Annotated in this window: 18 protein-coding genes; 6 read left to right on the forward strand and 12 right to left on the reverse strand. The window is 64.7% G+C overall.

Annotated features, from left to right (window positions below; genetic code table 11):
• Positions 1–34 precede the first annotated feature (34 nt).
• On the forward strand, positions 35–1837 hold the full coding sequence (locus tag NP552_RS05715; RefSeq protein ID WP_054915032.1) for a cation:proton antiporter: 1803 nt from the start codon (positions 35–37) through the stop codon (positions 1835–1837).
• A gap of 21 nt (positions 1838–1858) precedes the next feature.
• Here NP552_RS05715 and NP552_RS05720 read toward each other — a convergent pair whose 3' ends face one another.
• The 6 genes from NP552_RS05720 to ffh form a co-directional block, all read right to left on the reverse strand.
• Positions 1859–2266: an acyl-CoA thioesterase gene (locus NP552_RS05720; RefSeq protein ID WP_043863187.1), complete on the reverse strand. Its 408-nt coding sequence runs from the start codon at positions 2264–2266 to the stop codon at positions 1859–1861.
• 96 nt (positions 2267–2362) lie between these two features.
• Positions 2363–2713, reverse strand: a complete 351-nt coding sequence (gene rplS / locus NP552_RS05725; RefSeq protein ID WP_043863186.1) for a 50S ribosomal protein L19 — start codon at positions 2711–2713, stop codon at positions 2363–2365.
• A gap of 42 nt (positions 2714–2755) precedes the next feature.
• Complete coding sequence (gene trmD, locus NP552_RS05730) at positions 2756–3508, reverse strand: tRNA (guanosine(37)-N1)-methyltransferase TrmD (protein WP_043863185.1); 753 nt, start codon at positions 3506–3508, stop codon at positions 2756–2758.
• Between the two features lie 3 nt (positions 3509–3511).
• Positions 3512–4048 carry a ribosome maturation factor RimM gene (rimM, locus tag NP552_RS05735; protein WP_043863184.1) on the reverse strand — a complete coding sequence of 179 codons (537 nt, stop codon included), beginning with the start codon at positions 4046–4048 and terminating at the stop codon, positions 3512–3514.
• 5 nt (positions 4049–4053) lie between these two features.
• Positions 4054–4305 (reverse strand): 30S ribosomal protein S16, encoded by a 252-nt coding sequence (gene rpsP, locus NP552_RS05740; protein WP_028942918.1) that lies wholly within the window; start codon positions 4303–4305, stop codon positions 4054–4056.
• A 238-nt stretch (positions 4306–4543) separates the two neighbouring features.
• Positions 4544–5920: a signal recognition particle protein gene (gene ffh / locus NP552_RS05745; protein WP_043863183.1), complete on the reverse strand. Its 1377-nt coding sequence runs from the start codon at positions 5918–5920 to the stop codon at positions 4544–4546.
• Positions 5921–6116: 196 nt separating this feature from the next.
• Between ffh and NP552_RS05750 the strand changes: the two genes are divergently transcribed.
• From NP552_RS05750 to NP552_RS05760, 3 genes are all read left to right on the forward strand, one after another.
• Positions 6117–6929: a cytochrome C assembly family protein gene (locus tag NP552_RS05750; protein ID WP_043863182.1), complete on the forward strand. Its 813-nt coding sequence runs from the start codon at positions 6117–6119 to the stop codon at positions 6927–6929.
• A 10-nt stretch (positions 6930–6939) separates the two neighbouring features.
• On the forward strand, positions 6940–8139 hold the full coding sequence (locus tag NP552_RS05755; RefSeq protein ID WP_054915033.1) for a transporter associated domain-containing protein: 1200 nt from the start codon (positions 6940–6942) through the stop codon (positions 8137–8139).
• A 73-nt stretch (positions 8140–8212) separates the two neighbouring features.
• Positions 8213–9523 carry an MFS transporter gene (locus NP552_RS05760; protein ID WP_043863180.1) on the forward strand — a complete coding sequence of 437 codons (1311 nt, stop codon included), beginning with the start codon at positions 8213–8215 and terminating at the stop codon, positions 9521–9523.
• Between the two features lie 100 nt (positions 9524–9623).
• On the opposite strand, the gene purT is transcribed toward NP552_RS05760, so the two are convergent.
• From purT to NP552_RS05785, 5 genes are all read right to left on the reverse strand, one after another.
• Complete coding sequence (purT, locus tag NP552_RS05765; protein WP_054915034.1) at positions 9624–10805, reverse strand: formate-dependent phosphoribosylglycinamide formyltransferase; 1182 nt, start codon at positions 10803–10805, stop codon at positions 9624–9626.
• Between the two features lie 71 nt (positions 10806–10876).
• Positions 10877–11344: a VUT family protein gene (locus NP552_RS05770; RefSeq protein WP_043863178.1), complete on the reverse strand. Its 468-nt coding sequence runs from the start codon at positions 11342–11344 to the stop codon at positions 10877–10879.
• Positions 11345–11406: 62 nt separating this feature from the next.
• Positions 11407–11619, reverse strand: coding sequence for a DUF1289 domain-containing protein (locus tag NP552_RS05775; protein ID WP_043863177.1), 213 nt, complete (start codon positions 11617–11619; stop codon positions 11407–11409).
• Positions 11619–12143, reverse strand: coding sequence for a gamma carbonic anhydrase family protein (locus tag NP552_RS05780; RefSeq protein ID WP_054915036.1), 525 nt, complete (start codon positions 12141–12143; stop codon positions 11619–11621). Before NP552_RS05780 ends, NP552_RS05775 begins: the two co-directional genes overlap by 1 nt.
• A gap of 40 nt (positions 12144–12183) precedes the next feature.
• Positions 12184–12783 (reverse strand): CoA pyrophosphatase, encoded by a 600-nt coding sequence (locus NP552_RS05785; protein ID WP_054915037.1) that lies wholly within the window; start codon positions 12781–12783, stop codon positions 12184–12186.
• A 131-nt stretch (positions 12784–12914) separates the two neighbouring features.
• Between NP552_RS05785 and NP552_RS05790 the strand changes: the two genes are divergently transcribed.
• The gene (locus NP552_RS05790; protein WP_043863174.1) at positions 12915–13463 is read left to right on the forward strand and encodes an NUDIX hydrolase; all 549 of its coding nucleotides are present in this window, start codon (positions 12915–12917) and stop codon (positions 13461–13463) included.
• A gap of 34 nt (positions 13464–13497) precedes the next feature.
• Entirely contained in the window at positions 13498–14055 is a 558-nt protein-coding gene (locus NP552_RS05795) for a L,D-transpeptidase family protein (protein WP_274096545.1), read from the forward strand.
• Between the two features lie 89 nt (positions 14056–14144).
• On the opposite strand, the gene NP552_RS05800 is transcribed toward NP552_RS05795, so the two are convergent.
• Entirely contained in the window at positions 14145–14768 is a 624-nt protein-coding gene (locus NP552_RS05800; RefSeq protein ID WP_157811421.1) for a general secretion pathway protein GspN, read from the reverse strand.
• Between the last annotated feature and the right edge of the window lie 5 nt (positions 14769–14773).

Below are 14773 nucleotides of genomic sequence, written 5' to 3' on the forward strand. Positions count from 1 at the left end.
GTCTTCCATAACACCGCCGGCATAGGGAGCCCGAATGAACGAACAAGAGATATTGCTGGCATTCGGCGGGATCGGTGTCGCGGCCCTGGGCTGCCAGTGGCTGGCCTGGCGGCTGAAGCTGCCGGCGATCCTGTTCCTGCTGCTCAGCGGCATAATGGCCGGGCCGATCCTGGGTTGGCTCGACCCGCAGGAACTGTTCGGCCCGCTGCTGATGCCGCTGGTGTCGCTGGCGGTGGCGCTGATCCTGTTCGAGGGCAGCCTGACCCTGCACCTGTCGCAATGGCGCGAGATCGGCACGGTGGTGCGGCGCATGGTGACCCTCGGCGCGCTGTCCACCTGGGTGGTGATCAGCGCGGCCACCCACTGGCTGCTGGGGTTCGACTGGCTGCTGGCGATCCTGTTCGGCACCCTGACCCTGGTCACCGGGCCGACCGTGATCGTGCCGATGCTGCGGGTGGTACGGCCCAAGGCGGCGGTGGCCAACATCCTGCGCTGGGAAGGCATCGTCATCGACCCGATCGGCGCCCTGCTGGCGGTGGTGGTGTACAGCTTCATCATTGCCAGCGCCGCTGGCGACGGCCTGAGCCAGAGCCTGCTGACGTTCGCCGGGGTGATCCTGTGCGGCAGCGCCTTCGGCGTGGCCGGTGGCTGGCTGCTGGGCCAGGTGATCCGCCATCAATGGCTGCCCGAGTACCTGCACAACCTGGCCTCGCTGGCAGCGGTGCTGGGGATCTTCATCGCCTCCAACCAGGTGATGCACGAGTCGGGGCTGCTGGCGGTGACCCTGATGGGCATGTGGCTGGCCAACATGAAGGGCGTGGATGTGCGCCAGATCCTGCACTTCAAGGAGAACCTCAGCGTGCTGCTGATCTCCGGCCTGTTCATTCTGCTGGCGGCGCGCCTGGACTTGAATGCCCTGCTCGGCCTGGGCCCTGCGGTGCTGGCCCTGCTGCTAGTGATTCAGCTGATTGCGCGGCCGCTGAACGTGGCGCTGTCGACCTGGGGCTCGCAGCTCAACTGGCGCGAGCGTGCGCTGCTGGCCTGGATCGCCCCGCGCGGCATCGTGGCCGCGGCAGTGTCGGCGATTTTCGCGATACGCCTGGACGAGGCCGGGCACGCGGGGGCCTTGCTGCTGGTGCCGCTGACGTTCGCGGTGATCATCGGTACGGTGGTGCTGCAAAGCGCCACGGCGCGGCCGCTGGCGCGCCTGCTCAAGGTGGCCGAGCCTGCCCCCAGCGGGTTTCTGATCGTGGGCGCCAACGCGCCGGCCAGGGCCCTGGGCACGGCCTTGCAACAACTGGGCAGCCGGGTGCTGCTGGCCGATTCGAGCTGGGAGAACATCCGCGCGGCGCGCATGGAGGGGTTGCCGACCTATTTCGGTCACCCGGCCTCGCAGCATGCCGATGCGCACCTGGACCTTGTAGGCCTGGGGCACCTGCTGGGGCTGTCGCCGGCGGGCGAGCTCAACACCCTGGCATGCACGCGCTTTCGACATGATTTCGGGCATCAGCGCCTGTTCGTGCTGGCCAGCGGGCTGGAGCGCCAGCGCAGCGACAAGCACCGCGCCAGTGACGAACATCGCGGGCGCCTGTTTGGCAGCCAGGCGTTGACCTATGTGCAACTGGCCAACCTGTTCAACCAGGGCGCCGAGCTGTACACCACACACCTGACCGAGGCGTTTGGCTGGGCGGACTACCAGGCGTTGCATGGCGATCGCGCGACCTTGCTGTTTGCCCGCGATGCCAGTGGCTGGGTGTATGTGGTAGGGCCGGATACGGCGCTGAAGCCGGGGCCTGGGTGGACGCTGGTGGCGCTGGTCCAGCCGCAGGCAGGTTGATCGTGCGGGCTTGTTGGCCGTTCAGAAGCCGGGCAACACCGGCACCGGCCGCTTGTCTTCGTCGATGGCGACGAAGCTGAACAACCCGTGAATCGCCTTCTCGCGACTGTCGCAGCTCATGCTTTCGACAAACACCTCCACCTCGACCTTCAGGCTGGTGGTACCCACCTTCACCACCGTCCCCACCAGTTCCACGATCGAGCCGGCGGCAATCGGGTGCTTGAAGTCGATGCGGTCGGTCGACACCGTCACCAGCGGCAAGCGGCAGAAGCGCGTGGCGGCAATGAACGACACCTCGTCCATCCACGCCAGCGCGGTGCCGCCGAACAGGGTGTTGTGATGGTTGGTGGTCGAGGGGAACACCGCCTTGGTCACGCGGGTCACCGACAACTGGGTACGGCGCTGGATCTCTTGCTCTCTACTGTTCATGACATCTCTGAAACACGAATGACGGACAACAAAAAAGCAGCCCGAAGGCTGCTTTCTTTTCGCATGGCGGTCCCGTGCCCGCCGGTCAAACTAGCCTCAGGCCAGTTTTTCCTTGATGCGAGCGGCTTTGCCGGACAGGTCGCGCAGGTAGTACAGCTTGGCTTTACGCACGTCACCACGACGTTTCACGGCCAGGCTGTCGATCTGCGGGCTGTAGGTCTGGAAAGTACGCTCTACGCCAACACCGTTGGAGATTTTACGAACAGTGAAAGCACTGTTCACACCACGGTTACGCTTGGCGATAACAACACCTTCGAACGCCTGCAGACGCGAACGGTCGCCTTCCTTCACTTTCACCTGAACGACAACAGTGTCGCCTGGGGCAAAGGTCGGGATCTCTTTGGTCATCTGCTCGGCTTCGAGTTGCAGAATGATTTTGTTGGTCATGCTGTGCTCCTAAGATAGGTCGTCAGACCCACCATCGATACGTTAACTATCGTCCCGCTCTCGGAGATACTCCTCGAGCAGCTTCTTCTCTTCTCCAGAAAGTGAGCGACTTTCCAGAAGATCGACGCGTCGTTCATAGGTCCGCCCAAGGGACTGCTGTAAACGCCAGCGCCGGATGTGTGCATGGTTGCCACTGAGCAACACGTCGGGAACACGCTGATCCGCATACACCTCCGGTCGGGTGTAGTGCGGGCAATCGAGCAGACCATCGGTGAAGGAGTCTTCCTCCGCCGAGTCCGCATGCCCTAAAGCTCCGGGCAGCAGCCGCGTAACCGCATCGATCAGGACCATCGCCGGCAGCTCGCCGCCAGACAGTACATAGTCGCCAATCGACCACTCTTCATCGACATGAGCCTGAATGAACCGCTCGTCAATGCCTTCATAACGACCTGCGATGAGAATCAACGACTCTGCATTCGCCAGTTCGCGTACCGCCGACTGATTCAGCTGACGGCCTTGTGGCGACAGGTAGATCACCTTCGCCGCTTCCCCTGCCTGCTGCCTGGCCTGAACCAGCGCATCTTCCAGGGGCTTGATCTTCATCACCATGCCCGGACCACCGCCAAACGGCCGATCATCCACGGTGTGGTGGCGATCTGTGGTGTAGTCCCGCGGATTGTGGCAGGTCAGTTGCAACAACCCCTGCTTCACCGCGCGGCTGGTAATGCCGTACTCACTGATGGCCGAGAACATCTCGGGGAACAACGTAATGACTTCGACACGAAGGCTCGCCATCGTCTAGAAGTCCGCGTCCCATTCCACCCTCATTTCGCCTGCAGCCAGGTCGACCTTCAACACGCACTGCCCGGTATAGGGCAACAGGCGTTCACGATCATCCAGACTGCCCACGCAGGGCTTGACCACCATTACATCGTTCGCGCCGGTCTCCAACAGGTGATCAACCGTGCCGAACAGCTGTTCGTCCTGGTTGATGACTTTCAGACCTACCAACTGGTACCAGTAGTACTCGTCTTCGGTCAGGTCGGGCAAAAGGCTACGCGAGATGCAAATCTCGTAACCGCTCAGAAGACGGGCTTCATCGCGATCGTCGAGGCCTTTGAGCTTGGCAACCAGATCCTTTTGAGTGGATCGGCCGCTGACCAGCTCGACCTGCTTGACCACACCTTCGCGCCGGAGCGTCCAGTTGCGGTAATCCAACAGGTTTTCAATCGGATCGGTAAAGGAAAAGACCTTCACCTCGCCGCGAACGCCGTGAACCGAAAAAATCTTGCCAACAACGATCAGGTCATCAGCTTTTTCTGGCGTCGCGCTCATACTATTCAGGCAGCAGCCTTAGCAGCATCTTTCAGCAGTTTTGCAACGCGCTCGGATGGCTGTGCGCCAACGCTCAGCCAGTGAGCAACGCGATCCTGCTTAACGGACAGGCGAACTTCCTGGCCACGAGCGATAGGGTTGAAGAAACCAACCTGCTCGATGTGCGAACCGGTAACCGGGTTACGCGAGTCGGTCACGGTCAGGGTGTAGAATGGGCGCTTTTTGGAGCCGCCACGGGCAAGACGGATGGTTAGCATAGAACATCGTTCCTGTAGTCGGTGCTGCAAATCATAATGCACAGCGGGCACACGGGTGCCCGAAAGGCCGCATATTCTCAAGGAATACACGGACTTTTGCAAATGCCTTTTAACGGCGAGCGACAAGCCGCCGTGCTGATCTGCGAATGAGCCGCTTCTGTATATAGAAGGCGGCACGGGTCCCGCCAGCGGCGGGGTTCCGGTCGGTGCCCCACGGGAGGCACCGGCCTGAATGTGGTTACAGCTTGGGCATGCCGCCGCCAGGCAACATGCCGCCAAGGCCGCGCATCATCTTCGACATGCCGCCCTTGGTGGAAAACTTCTTCATCATCTTCTGCATCTGCTTGTGCTGCTTGATCAAGCGGCCGATGTCCTGCACCTGGGTGCCCGAGCCCATGGCGATGCGGCGCTTGCGCGAACCGCTGATCAGCTCGGGGTCGCGGCGCTCGGCCGGGGTCATGGAGTTGATGATCGCCTCCATCTGCTTGAACTGCTTCTCTGCCGCGCCCTGGGCATTGCCCATCTGCGACAGGTTGACGCCGCCGATGCTCGGCATCTTGTCCATCAGGCCGCTCAGGCCGCCCATGTTCTTCATCTGCTGCAGCTGGTCGCGGAAGTCCTCGAGATCGAAGCCCTTGCCCTTCTTCAGCTTCTTGGCCAGCTTGTCGGCCTTTTCCTTGTCCAGGGTCTGCTCGGCCTGCTCGATCAGGCTTAGCACGTCGCCCATGCCCAGGATCCGCGAGGCAATGCGGTCCGGGTGGAACGGTTCGAGCGCTTCGCTCTTCTCGCCCATGCCGATGAACTTGATCGGCTTGCCGGTGATCGCGCGTACCGACAGCGCGGCACCGCCACGGGCATCACCGTCGACCTTGGTCAGAATCACGCCGGTCAGCGGCAGCGCCTCGCCAAACGCCTTGGCAGTGTTGGCGGCGTCCTGGCCGGTCATGGCATCGACCACGAACAGGGTCTCGATCGGCTTGACCGCAGCGTGCAGCTGCTTGATCTCGCCCATCATCTCGGCATCGATGTGCAGACGCCCGGCGGTGTCGACGATGACCACGTCGATGAACTTGAGCTTGGCTTCGCGAATCGCCGCCTCGGCGATGGCTACCGGCTTCTGGGTGATGTCCGACGGGAAGAAGGTCACGCCGATGTCGTTGGCCAGGGTTTCGAGCTGCTTGATGGCCGCCGGACGGTACACGTCGGCCGACACCACCATCACGCTCTTCTTCTTGCGCTCCTTGAGAAAGCGCGCCAGCTTGCCGGCGGTGGTGGTCTTGCCCGCACCCTGCAGGCCGGCCATCAGCACCACGGCAGGCGGCGCGCTGTTGAGCGCGAGGTCTTCGTTGGCCGCGCCCATCAGCTCTTCGAGTTCGGCCTGGACGATCTTCACGAACGCCTGGCCAGGCGTCAGGCTGCGCGACACCTCGGTGCCGACCGCGCGTTCCTTGACCTTGTTGACGAAATCCTTGACCACCGGCAGGGCGACGTCGGCCTCGAGCAACGCCATGCGCACTTCGCGCAGGGTGTCTTTAATATTGTCCTCGGTGAGCTTGGCTTTACCGGTGACATGGCGCAGCGTCTGTGACAGACGGTCGGTCAGGTTTTCAAACATGGGGATCCTTTCAGGCTCTGTAGAACCGAGGTTTATCAGCTGCCCCTGGCGCATTCGGCCAGCCTTGGGCAAGGGCAGGCCGGCGATTATAGCGAAGACTCGCGCACGCGCACACCATGGCGTCGGCCACCAGTCTTCCTTGGCAGGCGCGTTGTATGCCAAACTCAGGGCCTTTCGGGCTTGCCTAACAGGACTTATGCTCCCCTTGTCACCCAGCTTGCTACCCAATCTGATCGCCGCCTGCCTGTACGCCGCCGCGATTTTCTATCAAGGCACCCGCCTGGCCCGAGGCACCAAGGCCGACAAGCGGCTGCTCGGAATGCTCGGCGCCTTCGCCGTGGTCGCTCAGGGCACCGCGTTGTGCTGGCAGCTGCTCACGCCGCTGGGCCTGAGCCTGGACTTCTTCAGCGCCGCCAGCCTGATCGCCACCGCAGTGATTGCCCTGACCCTGGTCGCCACCCTGCGCATCCCGGTGGAGAACCTGTTGCTGCTGCTGTTCCCGCTGGGCCTGCTGACCGCGCTGATGGCGCAGTTCGCGCCCTCGGGCACGGTGCCGCTGGTCAACGAGGAGCCCGGCATCCTGGCGCATATCCTGCTATCGATCCTGGCCTACGGGCTGTTCACCATCGCGGTGTTCCAGGCCTTGCTGCTGCTGGTGCAGGATTACCAGCTCAAGCACAAGCACCCCTCGGGCCTGATCCGCAACTTCCCGCCGCTGCAGACCATGGAGAGCCTGCTGTTCGGCTTCCTGTGGGCCGGCTGGGCGCTGTTGTCGCTGTCGCTGATCTCCGGCTGGCTGTTCCTGGACAACCTGTTCGCCCAGCACCTGGTGCACAAGACCCTGCTCGCCTGCGTGGCCTGGATCGTCTTCGGCGTCCTGCTGTGGGGCCGCACCCGCCTGGGCTGGCGCGGTCACAAGGCGATCCGCTGGACCCTGGCCGGTTTCTGCCTGCTGATGCTGGCGTATTTCGGCAGCAAGCTGGTACGCGAATTCATTCTGCATATCTGACAGGCGACCTATGAACACTCTGCCGTTAGGCCCACAGGTCGCGGTACTGGCACTGACCCTGGTGTGGGCGGCGCTGTTCAGCGCAGTGGATGCCGCCCAGCAGCAACAGGGCGGCACCCGCCGCAATGGCCCCAGAAGCGAACGTGCACTGATGCTGGGCGCCACCCTGGGCAAGCTGCTGGTGTTCGCCCTGGCCTCGCTGCTGGGCTTTGCCCATGCCGGCGAGCGCGGCTTCTGGCTGGCCTGCGCGGCAGCGGCACTGGCCGTGCTGGTGCTCACCGACTACCTCCCCCGCCAGCTGGCCCGACGCTACCCCGACGCCCTGCTGGGCCTGGGCGAGAGCCTGCTCAAGGTGCCGCTCATGCTGCTGCAGCCACTGGCCTGGCTGCTCGATGGCGTTGCACGCCTGTTGCTGCGCCCCTTCGCGGGCAAGGTCACGGCTGTCACCCAGCATGACAATCGCCACGACACCCCCGGTGCCTCCGGTACGCCGGACGAGGAACATGCCCAGCACAGGAGCGACCTGCTCGGCAGCCTTCAGGCGCTGGACAAGGTGACGGTCAACGACATCCTGGTGCCGCGCAACGATGTCGACGGGATCAACCTCGACGAGCCGATCGAAAAAATCATCGAGCAACTGATCGTCAGCCGTCACACCCGCCTGCCGGTGTTCCACAGTGATATCAACCAGGTCGAGGCGATCCTCAACACGCGTCAGATCAGCCACCTGCTGCCCAAGGCCGAGCTGACCCTGGCCAACCTGCTGGCGGCGTGCTACGAGCCATACTTCGTGCCCGAAAGCACACCGCTGCAACTGCAGCTGCTGAACTTTCACAAACAGCAGCGGCGCCTGGGCGTGGTGGTGGACGAATATGGCGAAGTGCAGGGCATCGTCACCCTGGAAGACATTCTTGAAGAGATCGTGGGCGAGTTCGAGGAAGAGCACAGCCTGGACAACCCGCACATTCACCCGCAGCCCGATGGGCGCTACGTGATCGAGGGCAACATTTCGATCCGCGAGCTCAACCGCAGCCTGGGCTGGCACCTGCCCAGCGACGGCCCGAAAACCCTGAACGGCCTGGTGACCGAGGCGCTGGAAAGCATCCCTGCCAGCGCGGTGTGCCTGAAAATGGGCCGTTATCGCATGGAAATCCTCGAAACCGAGGACAATTGCGCCAGCCGCATACTGGTCTGGACCGTTTCCCGCTAGCTATACTCGAGCCCGCCGGCGCTTGCCCGCGGCAGGTGCCGGAGCCTTCGCAGCACTCGACAGGGAAACGTTCATGACGACCAGCAGCACCTATAACAACAACGATGAAACCGCAGCGCCCCCAGTCAACTCGCCCGCCCGGGTAGCCACGGCCAGCTTTATCGGCACCGCCATCGAGTTCTACGACTTCTACGTATACGCCACGGCAGCGGCCCTGGTGATCGGCCCGGTGTTCTTCCCGCAGACCTCGGGCACCGCGCAGATGCTCTCGGCCTTCCTCACCTTCGGCATCGCGTTTCTGGCGCGCCCGCTGGGTTCGGCGCTGTTCGGCCATTTTGGCGACCGCATCGGCCGCAAGTCGACGCTGGTGGCCTCGCTGCTGCTGATGGGCATCTGCACCACGCTGATCGGCGTGCTGCCGGGTTACGACAGCATTGGCGCCTGGGCGCCGATCCTGCTGTGCCTGCTGCGCTTCGGCCAGGGCCTGGGGCTGGGCGGCGAATGGGGCGGTGCAGCGCTGCTGGCCACCGAGAACGCGCCCAAGGGCAAGCGGGCGTGGTTCGGCATGTTCCCGCAGCTGGGCCCTTCGATCGGCTTTCTGGCGGCCAACGGCCTGTTCCTGACCCTGGCCATGACCCTTTCCGACGAGCAGTTCCGCAGCTGGGGCTGGCGCATTCCGTTCCTGCTCAGCGCCGCGCTGGTGATCGTGGGGCTGTATGTGCGGCTCAAGCTCGAGGAGTCGCCGGTGTTCGCCAAGGCCGTGGCGCGCCACGAGCGGGTGAAGATGCCGGTGGTCGAGCTGTTCGCACAGTACTGGGCGCCGACCCTGCTGGGCGCGGCGGCGATGGTGGTGTGCTATGCGCTGTTCTACATCTCGACGGTGTTCTCGCTGAGCTACGGGGTATCGACCCTTGGCTACAGCCGCGAGACCTTTCTGGCACTGCTGTGCTTTGCGGTGGTGTTCATGGCCCTGGCCACGCCGCTGTCGGCCTGGCTGAGCGACCGGTACGGACGCAAGCCGGTGCTGATCGTGGGTGGGGTGCTGGCCATCCTGTCGGGGTTCACCATGGAGCCGCTGCTGACGTCGGGGTCGACCGCGGGCGTGGCGTTGTTTCTGGCCATCGAACTGTTTCTGATGGGGGTGACGTTCGCGCCGATGGGGGCGCTGCTGCCTGAGCTGTTCCCCACGCACGTGCGCTATACCGGGGCCTCGGCGGCGTACAACCTGGGCGGGATCGTCGGGGCCTCGGCGGCGCCGTTCTTTGCACAGAAGCTGGTGGCCATGGGCGGCCTGAGCTGGGTGGGCGGGTATGTGTCGGCGGCGGCAGTACTGAGCCTGATTGCAGTGCTGTGCCTGAAAGAGACCCGGCATACGGAGCTCTGAAGACGGGCTGCTGCGCAGCTATCGCGGGTCAGACCGCTCCCACAGGCATCATCACTGTCCCTGTGGGAGCGGGCCTGACCCGCGATGAAGTATCGAAGCCTTACAGCTCTACGTTGACTGCCTGCGAAGCCCGGGTCGCCTTGGCCCGCGCGGCTTCGATCGACTCGTCACGCGCCAGGCACACGCCCATGCGCCGCTGGCCATTCACCTCTGGCTTGCCGAACAGGCGCAGCGCGGTGTCCGGCTCGCTCAGCGCCGCGCCGAGGTTGGCGAAGGCGGTCTGCTGCGAAGTGCCTTCCACCAGAATCACTGCCGAAGCCGACGGCCCGAACTGGCGAATCAGCGGAATCGGCAGGCCCAGGATCGCCCGCGCATGCAGCGCGAACTGCGACAGGTCCTGGGAGATCAGGGTCACCAGGCCAGTGTCGTGCGGGCGCGGCGAGACTTCGCTGAACCACACCTGGTCGCCCTTGACGAACAGCTCCACGCCGAACATGCCGCGACCACCCAGGGCCTCGGTCACCGCACGCGCCACGCGCTCGGACTCGGCCAGCGCCTTGGGGCTCATCGCCTGCGGCTGCCACGACTCCTGATAATCGCCCTTCTCCTGGCGATGCCCGACCGGCGCGCAGAAGGTGGTGCCGCCCACATGGCGCACGGTGAGCAGGGTGATCTCGTACTCGAAGTCGATGAAGCCCTCGATGATGACCCGGCCCTTGCCGGCACGCCCGCCTTCCTGGGCATAGTCCCAGGCAGCCTGCACGTCATCGACGCCCTTGAGCAGGCTCTGGCCCTTGCCCGACGAGCTCATCACCGGCTTGACCACACACGGGAAGCCGAGGTCTTCGACGGCCTTGCGGTAGTCTTCGAAGGTGTCGGCAAAGTGGTAAGGCGAGGTTGGCAGGTCCAGCTCCTCGGCGGCCAGGCGGCGGATGCCCTCGCGGTTCATGGTCAGCTGCGCGGCGCGTGCGGTCGGCACCACGGTAAAGCCTTCGGCTTCCAGCTCCACCAGGGTGGCGGTGGCGATGGCTTCGATTTCCGGCACGATGTAGTGCGGCTGCTCGGCCTCGATCACTGCGCGCAGGGCGGCGCCATCGAGCATGTTGATCACGTGGCTGCGGTGCGCCACCTGCATGGCCGGGGCATCGGCGTAACGGTCCACGGCAATCACTTCAACGCCCAGGCGTTGCAGCTCGATCACCACTTCCTTGCCCAGTTCGCCACAGCCACACAGCAGTACTCGGGTCGCGGTCGGCGACAAGGGGGTTCCGATACGGGTCATCTCAGGTCCTCAGAGGGAAGGAATCCAGGGCCGCCCCAGCACGGTGCAACCCGGTGAAAAGAAGCGCCATTTTACATGGCGCAGGCGTTCTTGCGTGCGCGCCAGGCCATCGCCAGCCACACCACCGTCACCCCGGCGAACTTGGAGCCCAGCGCGGTACCGACCACGGCCGGGGTCAGTGCGCCGATCATGCCGAAGAAGATGAAGGTATCCAGCGGGATGCTCAGCGCCGAGCTGAGCCACAGGCGGTCATGCAACGGGCGCTTGGTGATGCTGAACACCAGCCAGTCGATCAGCTCCGATACCGCGAACGCGGTGGCGCTGGCCAGGGCGATGGCAGGCTCGGAGGTGATATAGGACAGCACCAGGGCGCCAAGCATGGCCAGCAGGGCGCCGTGGCCGAAGCGGGTCTGCACCATGTCGCGCAGGATGAACACCAGCCCGCCCCAGGCGGACCAGATGACGTCCAGGTGCGGGGCACTGGAGAACGCGTAGTTGATCAGCACCACGCTGGCGATATAAGCAATCAGAAAGAACATAGAAACACCGGTTGGCAAGCCGTACAGGGTACTTGAGTGCCCCCGCACGGCCAAGCCCGGGATCAGCCGGCGGCCTTGCCCACCGTCATCACCAGCCCCGCCGCCACGGCGCGCTCATGGCACAGCACCAGCACCTGGCGCCGTTCGTCGTTGGCCATGCGGCCCCAGCGCGTGATCTCGCTGGCGGTGCGCTGGCAGCCGGTGCAGATATCCTGCTCGTCCAGCGCGCAGATGTGCACGCAAGGCGAGGCCACCGGTCGTTCAGGGCTGCTCATCAGTCCTCCTGGGGTACAAGGTCACGGGCATAGCGCTGGGCGTTGTGCACATAGTGGGCAGCGCTGGCCTCGAGCAGTTGCTGCTGCGCCGGGGTCAGTTCGCGCACCACCTTGCCCGGCGAGCCGACCACCAGCGAACCATCGGGAATCTCGCGCCCCTCGGGCACCAGCGCATTGGCGCCGATGATGCAGTGCTTGCCGATGCGCGCACCATTGAGGATCACCGCACCGATGCCCACCAGGCTGTAGTCGCCGACCGTGCAGCCATGCAGCATGGCGTTGTGGCCGACCGTCACGCCCTTGCCCAGGGTCAGTGGCCAGCCCATGTCGGTGTGCATCACCGTACCGTCCTGCACGTTGCTGTTCTCGCCGATGTCGATCAGCTCGTTGTCGCCGCGCAGCACCGCGCCGAACCAGACGTTGGCCCCCGCCTGCAGGCGTACCTTGCCGATCAGCGTGGCGGTGGGCGCTACCCAGCTCTGTGGGTGGGTTTCGACGCGCAGGTCGCCCAGACGGTATTTCATGCGTGGTTCCTCACGGTGGGAAGGCGGCGGGTGGGCCCGCTCATCTTGTAGGGGTGCGCTCAGGCGGATGGTGCAGGCTGATGCGCGCATCGTAAAGCAGGTTGACCAGCTCGACGATCATGATCGCCGACAGGCCCCAGATCTTGTACTCGCCGAAACGGTAGCTGGGCACGTACCAGCTGCGGCCCTGGTAGTCGATGCGGTGGGTATGGTCGCGCGGGTCCTGGCGGAAGAACTCCAGCGGCACGCTGAACACCGCGGCAATCTCGGCATCGTTGGCGCGGTACTCGACATAGTCGGGAATCAGCCCGACAAACGGCGTGACCTTCAGCCCGTGCAACGAAACCAGCGGGCTCAGCGGGCCGATGACTTCGACCAGCCCGGGCGGCAGGCCGATTTCCTCCTCGGCCTCGCGCAGCGCGGTGAACACCAGGTCCGGGTCTTCGGGGTCTCGCCGCCCGCCGGGGAAGGCCACTTCGCCGCCATGGGTCGAGAGCCCCTTGGCGCGCAGGGTCAGCACCAGTTCGGGCGACTCGCTGCGGGTGATGGGCAATAACACGGCAGCCTCAGGGAACCGACGATCGGTCTCCAGGGTGCCCGGCGTGTGATTGCTCATTCGGCGAAGTAACTCGTCCAGCATGGTCTCTCTCGTTCTGTCGGGTCTCTGCATGATGCACCAAAGGCGCAGCCCGCCCAAGCCCCCGCGACAATCGCGCTTGCGGGCCTGCGCGCACTGGCGCGAAGATAGGCGCAGCCACCAGGAAGATAAGCATGAATTACTGCAGTGCGTGCGGCAAACCGGTCACTCATCGCATCCCCGACGGCGACAACCGCCTGCGTCATGTCTGCGATCATTGCCACACCATCCATTACCAGAACCCCAACATCGTCGCCGGCGTGCTGCCCAGCCATGGCAGCCAGGTGCTGCTGTGCCGACGCGCCATCGAGCCGCGACGTGGCTACTGGACCCTGCCGGCCGGCTTCATGGAAAACGGCGAGACCATGGAACACGCCGCACGCCGCGAGGCCGACGAGGAAGCCTGCGCGCGCCTGGGGCCGATGGCCCTGTACCAGCTGTTCGACCTGCCGCACATCAACCAGGTGCACGTGTTCTACCGCGCCGAGCTGGCCGACCTGGCATTTGCGGTGGGCGTCGAGAGCCTGGAAGTGCGCCTGTTCGAGGAAAGCGAGATCCCCTGGGACGAGCTGGCTTTCAGGACCGTGAGTCGTGCCCTAGAATGCTACTATCTCGACCGCCAGGGGCAGCATTACCCGGTACGCACCGAATGCCTGTCCCCGCGGGTCGAACCGCTCACTTGAACCCATACGTCGCCACTTTCAGGGATACCGTTTCATGCGCTGGTTGCTTGCCCTCTTCTGCCTCGGTGTGGCGTCGGTGTCCCAGGCGGCGTTTACCGAAACCATTGTGCGAAAACCGCTTGGCCAGGTGACGCCCTCGACCCCGGCGCCCACCCCCTCCGGCGCCCCGTTGATCGACAAGGTGCTGGTGATCAAGTCCGAACGCCGCCTGCAACTGATGAGCGGCGACACCTCGATGAAGAGCTACCGCATCTCGCTGGGCAAGCAGCCCACCGGTACCAAGCTGCGCGAGGGCGACAAGCGCACGCCCGAGGGGCTGTACTGGCTCGACTGGCGCAAGGTGTCCGACCGATACAACCTGGCCATCCACGTCTCCTACCCCAATGTCAGCGACTCGGCCCGTGCCCGCCGCGAAGGGGTGAAGCCGGGCAGCATGATCATGATCCACGGCACCCCGGACAGTGCGGACTACCCCGAGGCGCTGTTCCACACCCTGGACTGGACCGAAGGCTGCATCGCCATGACCAACCGCGACATGCGCGAAGTATGGAACCTGGTCAGCGACGGCACGCTGATCGAGATTCGGCCCTGACCGAGCGTGCCCCTTCCCCGGCTCCTACCTGCCGCCCCCACAAACCTGCAGTAGCCGGCCTTGCCGGCGAAAAAGCGCCCACTGGCGAATCACCAGTTGAAGGACCACCGCACCGCGTGCTCTCCGGCCTGCAGCCACTGCCCGCCGACCAGCACCGGATACAATGCCGCCCCCTGTTCCACCTGCCCTTGCAGCGTACCGCCTGCCACCCCCGCATCCAGCGCCAGGTGGTGCTGCCCCGCCGCCGCCAGTCGCGCCGATAGCCGCCAGCCTTCGTTGCACACCACGCGCACCTCGCCGCGCCCCAGGGCCAGCGTCCATGGCGCCACCAGGGCCAGCTGATCCGCCACCAGCGCACCCTGCCCGCTCACGCACCGCGCGCCACGCCCACTCAGTGCCAGTTGCCCCGACCACTCCCCCCCCAGGCGATACGCCGAAGCCACACGGCTGGCCGGCCCCTGCGGCATGACGCTCGCTTGCCAGTCCCACGGCCAGCCGCGCAATACCAGCCCCCAGCGCTGGCCCTGATACCCTGCCTGCACCTGCACCGCCCACGGGCGCACCTGCCAGCTCAACGGGCCAACGTCGCCGATCCGCCCGGCCTGCCCCTGCCACACGCTACCGGCCACGCCCTGCGCAGGCCACGGCGCAGCCTTGAACAACCAGCGCGCCGGCAACCCCGCCAGCAACGTCAGGCAGAACACCAACAGCATCCACC

This window comes from Pseudomonas sp. 8209 (assembly GCF_028682105.1).
Taxonomy (GTDB): Bacteria; Pseudomonadota; Gammaproteobacteria; order Pseudomonadales; family Pseudomonadaceae; genus Aquipseudomonas; species Aquipseudomonas palmensis.

Coding starts and splice junctions, on each gene's coding strand:
- NP552_RS05770 (WP_043863178.1), bottom strand. CDS start 11,344: ATGTTCTTTCTGATTGCTTATATCGCCAGCGTGGTGCTGATCAACTAC.
- NP552_RS05795 (WP_274096545.1), top strand. CDS start 13,498: ATGCGCTGGTTGCTTGCCCTCTTCTGCCTCGGTGTGGCGTCGGTGTCC.
- NP552_RS05785 (WP_054915037.1), bottom strand. CDS start 12,783: ATGCTGGACGAGTTACTTCGCCGAATGAGCAATCACACGCCGGGCACC.
- NP552_RS05715 (WP_054915032.1), top strand. CDS start 35: ATGAACGAACAAGAGATATTGCTGGCATTCGGCGGGATCGGTGTCGCG.
- rimM (WP_043863184.1), bottom strand. CDS start 4,048: ATGAGCGCGACGCCAGAAAAAGCTGATGACCTGATCGTTGTTGGCAAG.
- NP552_RS05775 (WP_043863177.1), bottom strand. CDS start 11,619: ATGAGCAGCCCTGAACGACCGGTGGCCTCGCCTTGCGTGCACATCTGC.
- NP552_RS05760 (WP_043863180.1), top strand. CDS start 8,213: ATGACGACCAGCAGCACCTATAACAACAACGATGAAACCGCAGCGCCC.
- purT (WP_054915034.1), bottom strand. CDS start 10,805: ATGACCCGTATCGGAACCCCCTTGTCGCCGACCGCGACCCGAGTACTG.
- NP552_RS05755 (WP_054915033.1), top strand. CDS start 6,940: ATGAACACTCTGCCGTTAGGCCCACAGGTCGCGGTACTGGCACTGACC.
- rpsP (WP_028942918.1), bottom strand. CDS start 4,305: ATGCTAACCATCCGTCTTGCCCGTGGCGGCTCCAAAAAGCGCCCATTC.
- NP552_RS05790 (WP_043863174.1), top strand. CDS start 12,915: ATGAATTACTGCAGTGCGTGCGGCAAACCGGTCACTCATCGCATCCCC.
- NP552_RS05780 (WP_054915036.1), bottom strand. CDS start 12,143: ATGAAATACCGTCTGGGCGACCTGCGCGTCGAAACCCACCCACAGAGC.
- rplS (WP_043863186.1), bottom strand. CDS start 2,713: ATGACCAACAAAATCATTCTGCAACTCGAAGCCGAGCAGATGACCAAA.
- NP552_RS05750 (WP_043863182.1), top strand. CDS start 6,117: ATGCTCCCCTTGTCACCCAGCTTGCTACCCAATCTGATCGCCGCCTGC.
- ffh (WP_043863183.1), bottom strand. CDS start 5,920: ATGTTTGAAAACCTGACCGACCGTCTGTCACAGACGCTGCGCCATGTC.
- NP552_RS05720 (WP_043863187.1), bottom strand. CDS start 2,266: ATGAACAGTAGAGAGCAAGAGATCCAGCGCCGTACCCAGTTGTCGGTG.
- NP552_RS05800 (WP_157811421.1), bottom strand. CDS start 14,768: ATGCTGTTGGTGTTCTGCCTGACGTTGCTGGCGGGGTTGCCGGCGCGC.
- trmD (WP_043863185.1), bottom strand. CDS start 3,508: ATGGCGAGCCTTCGTGTCGAAGTCATTACGTTGTTCCCCGAGATGTTC.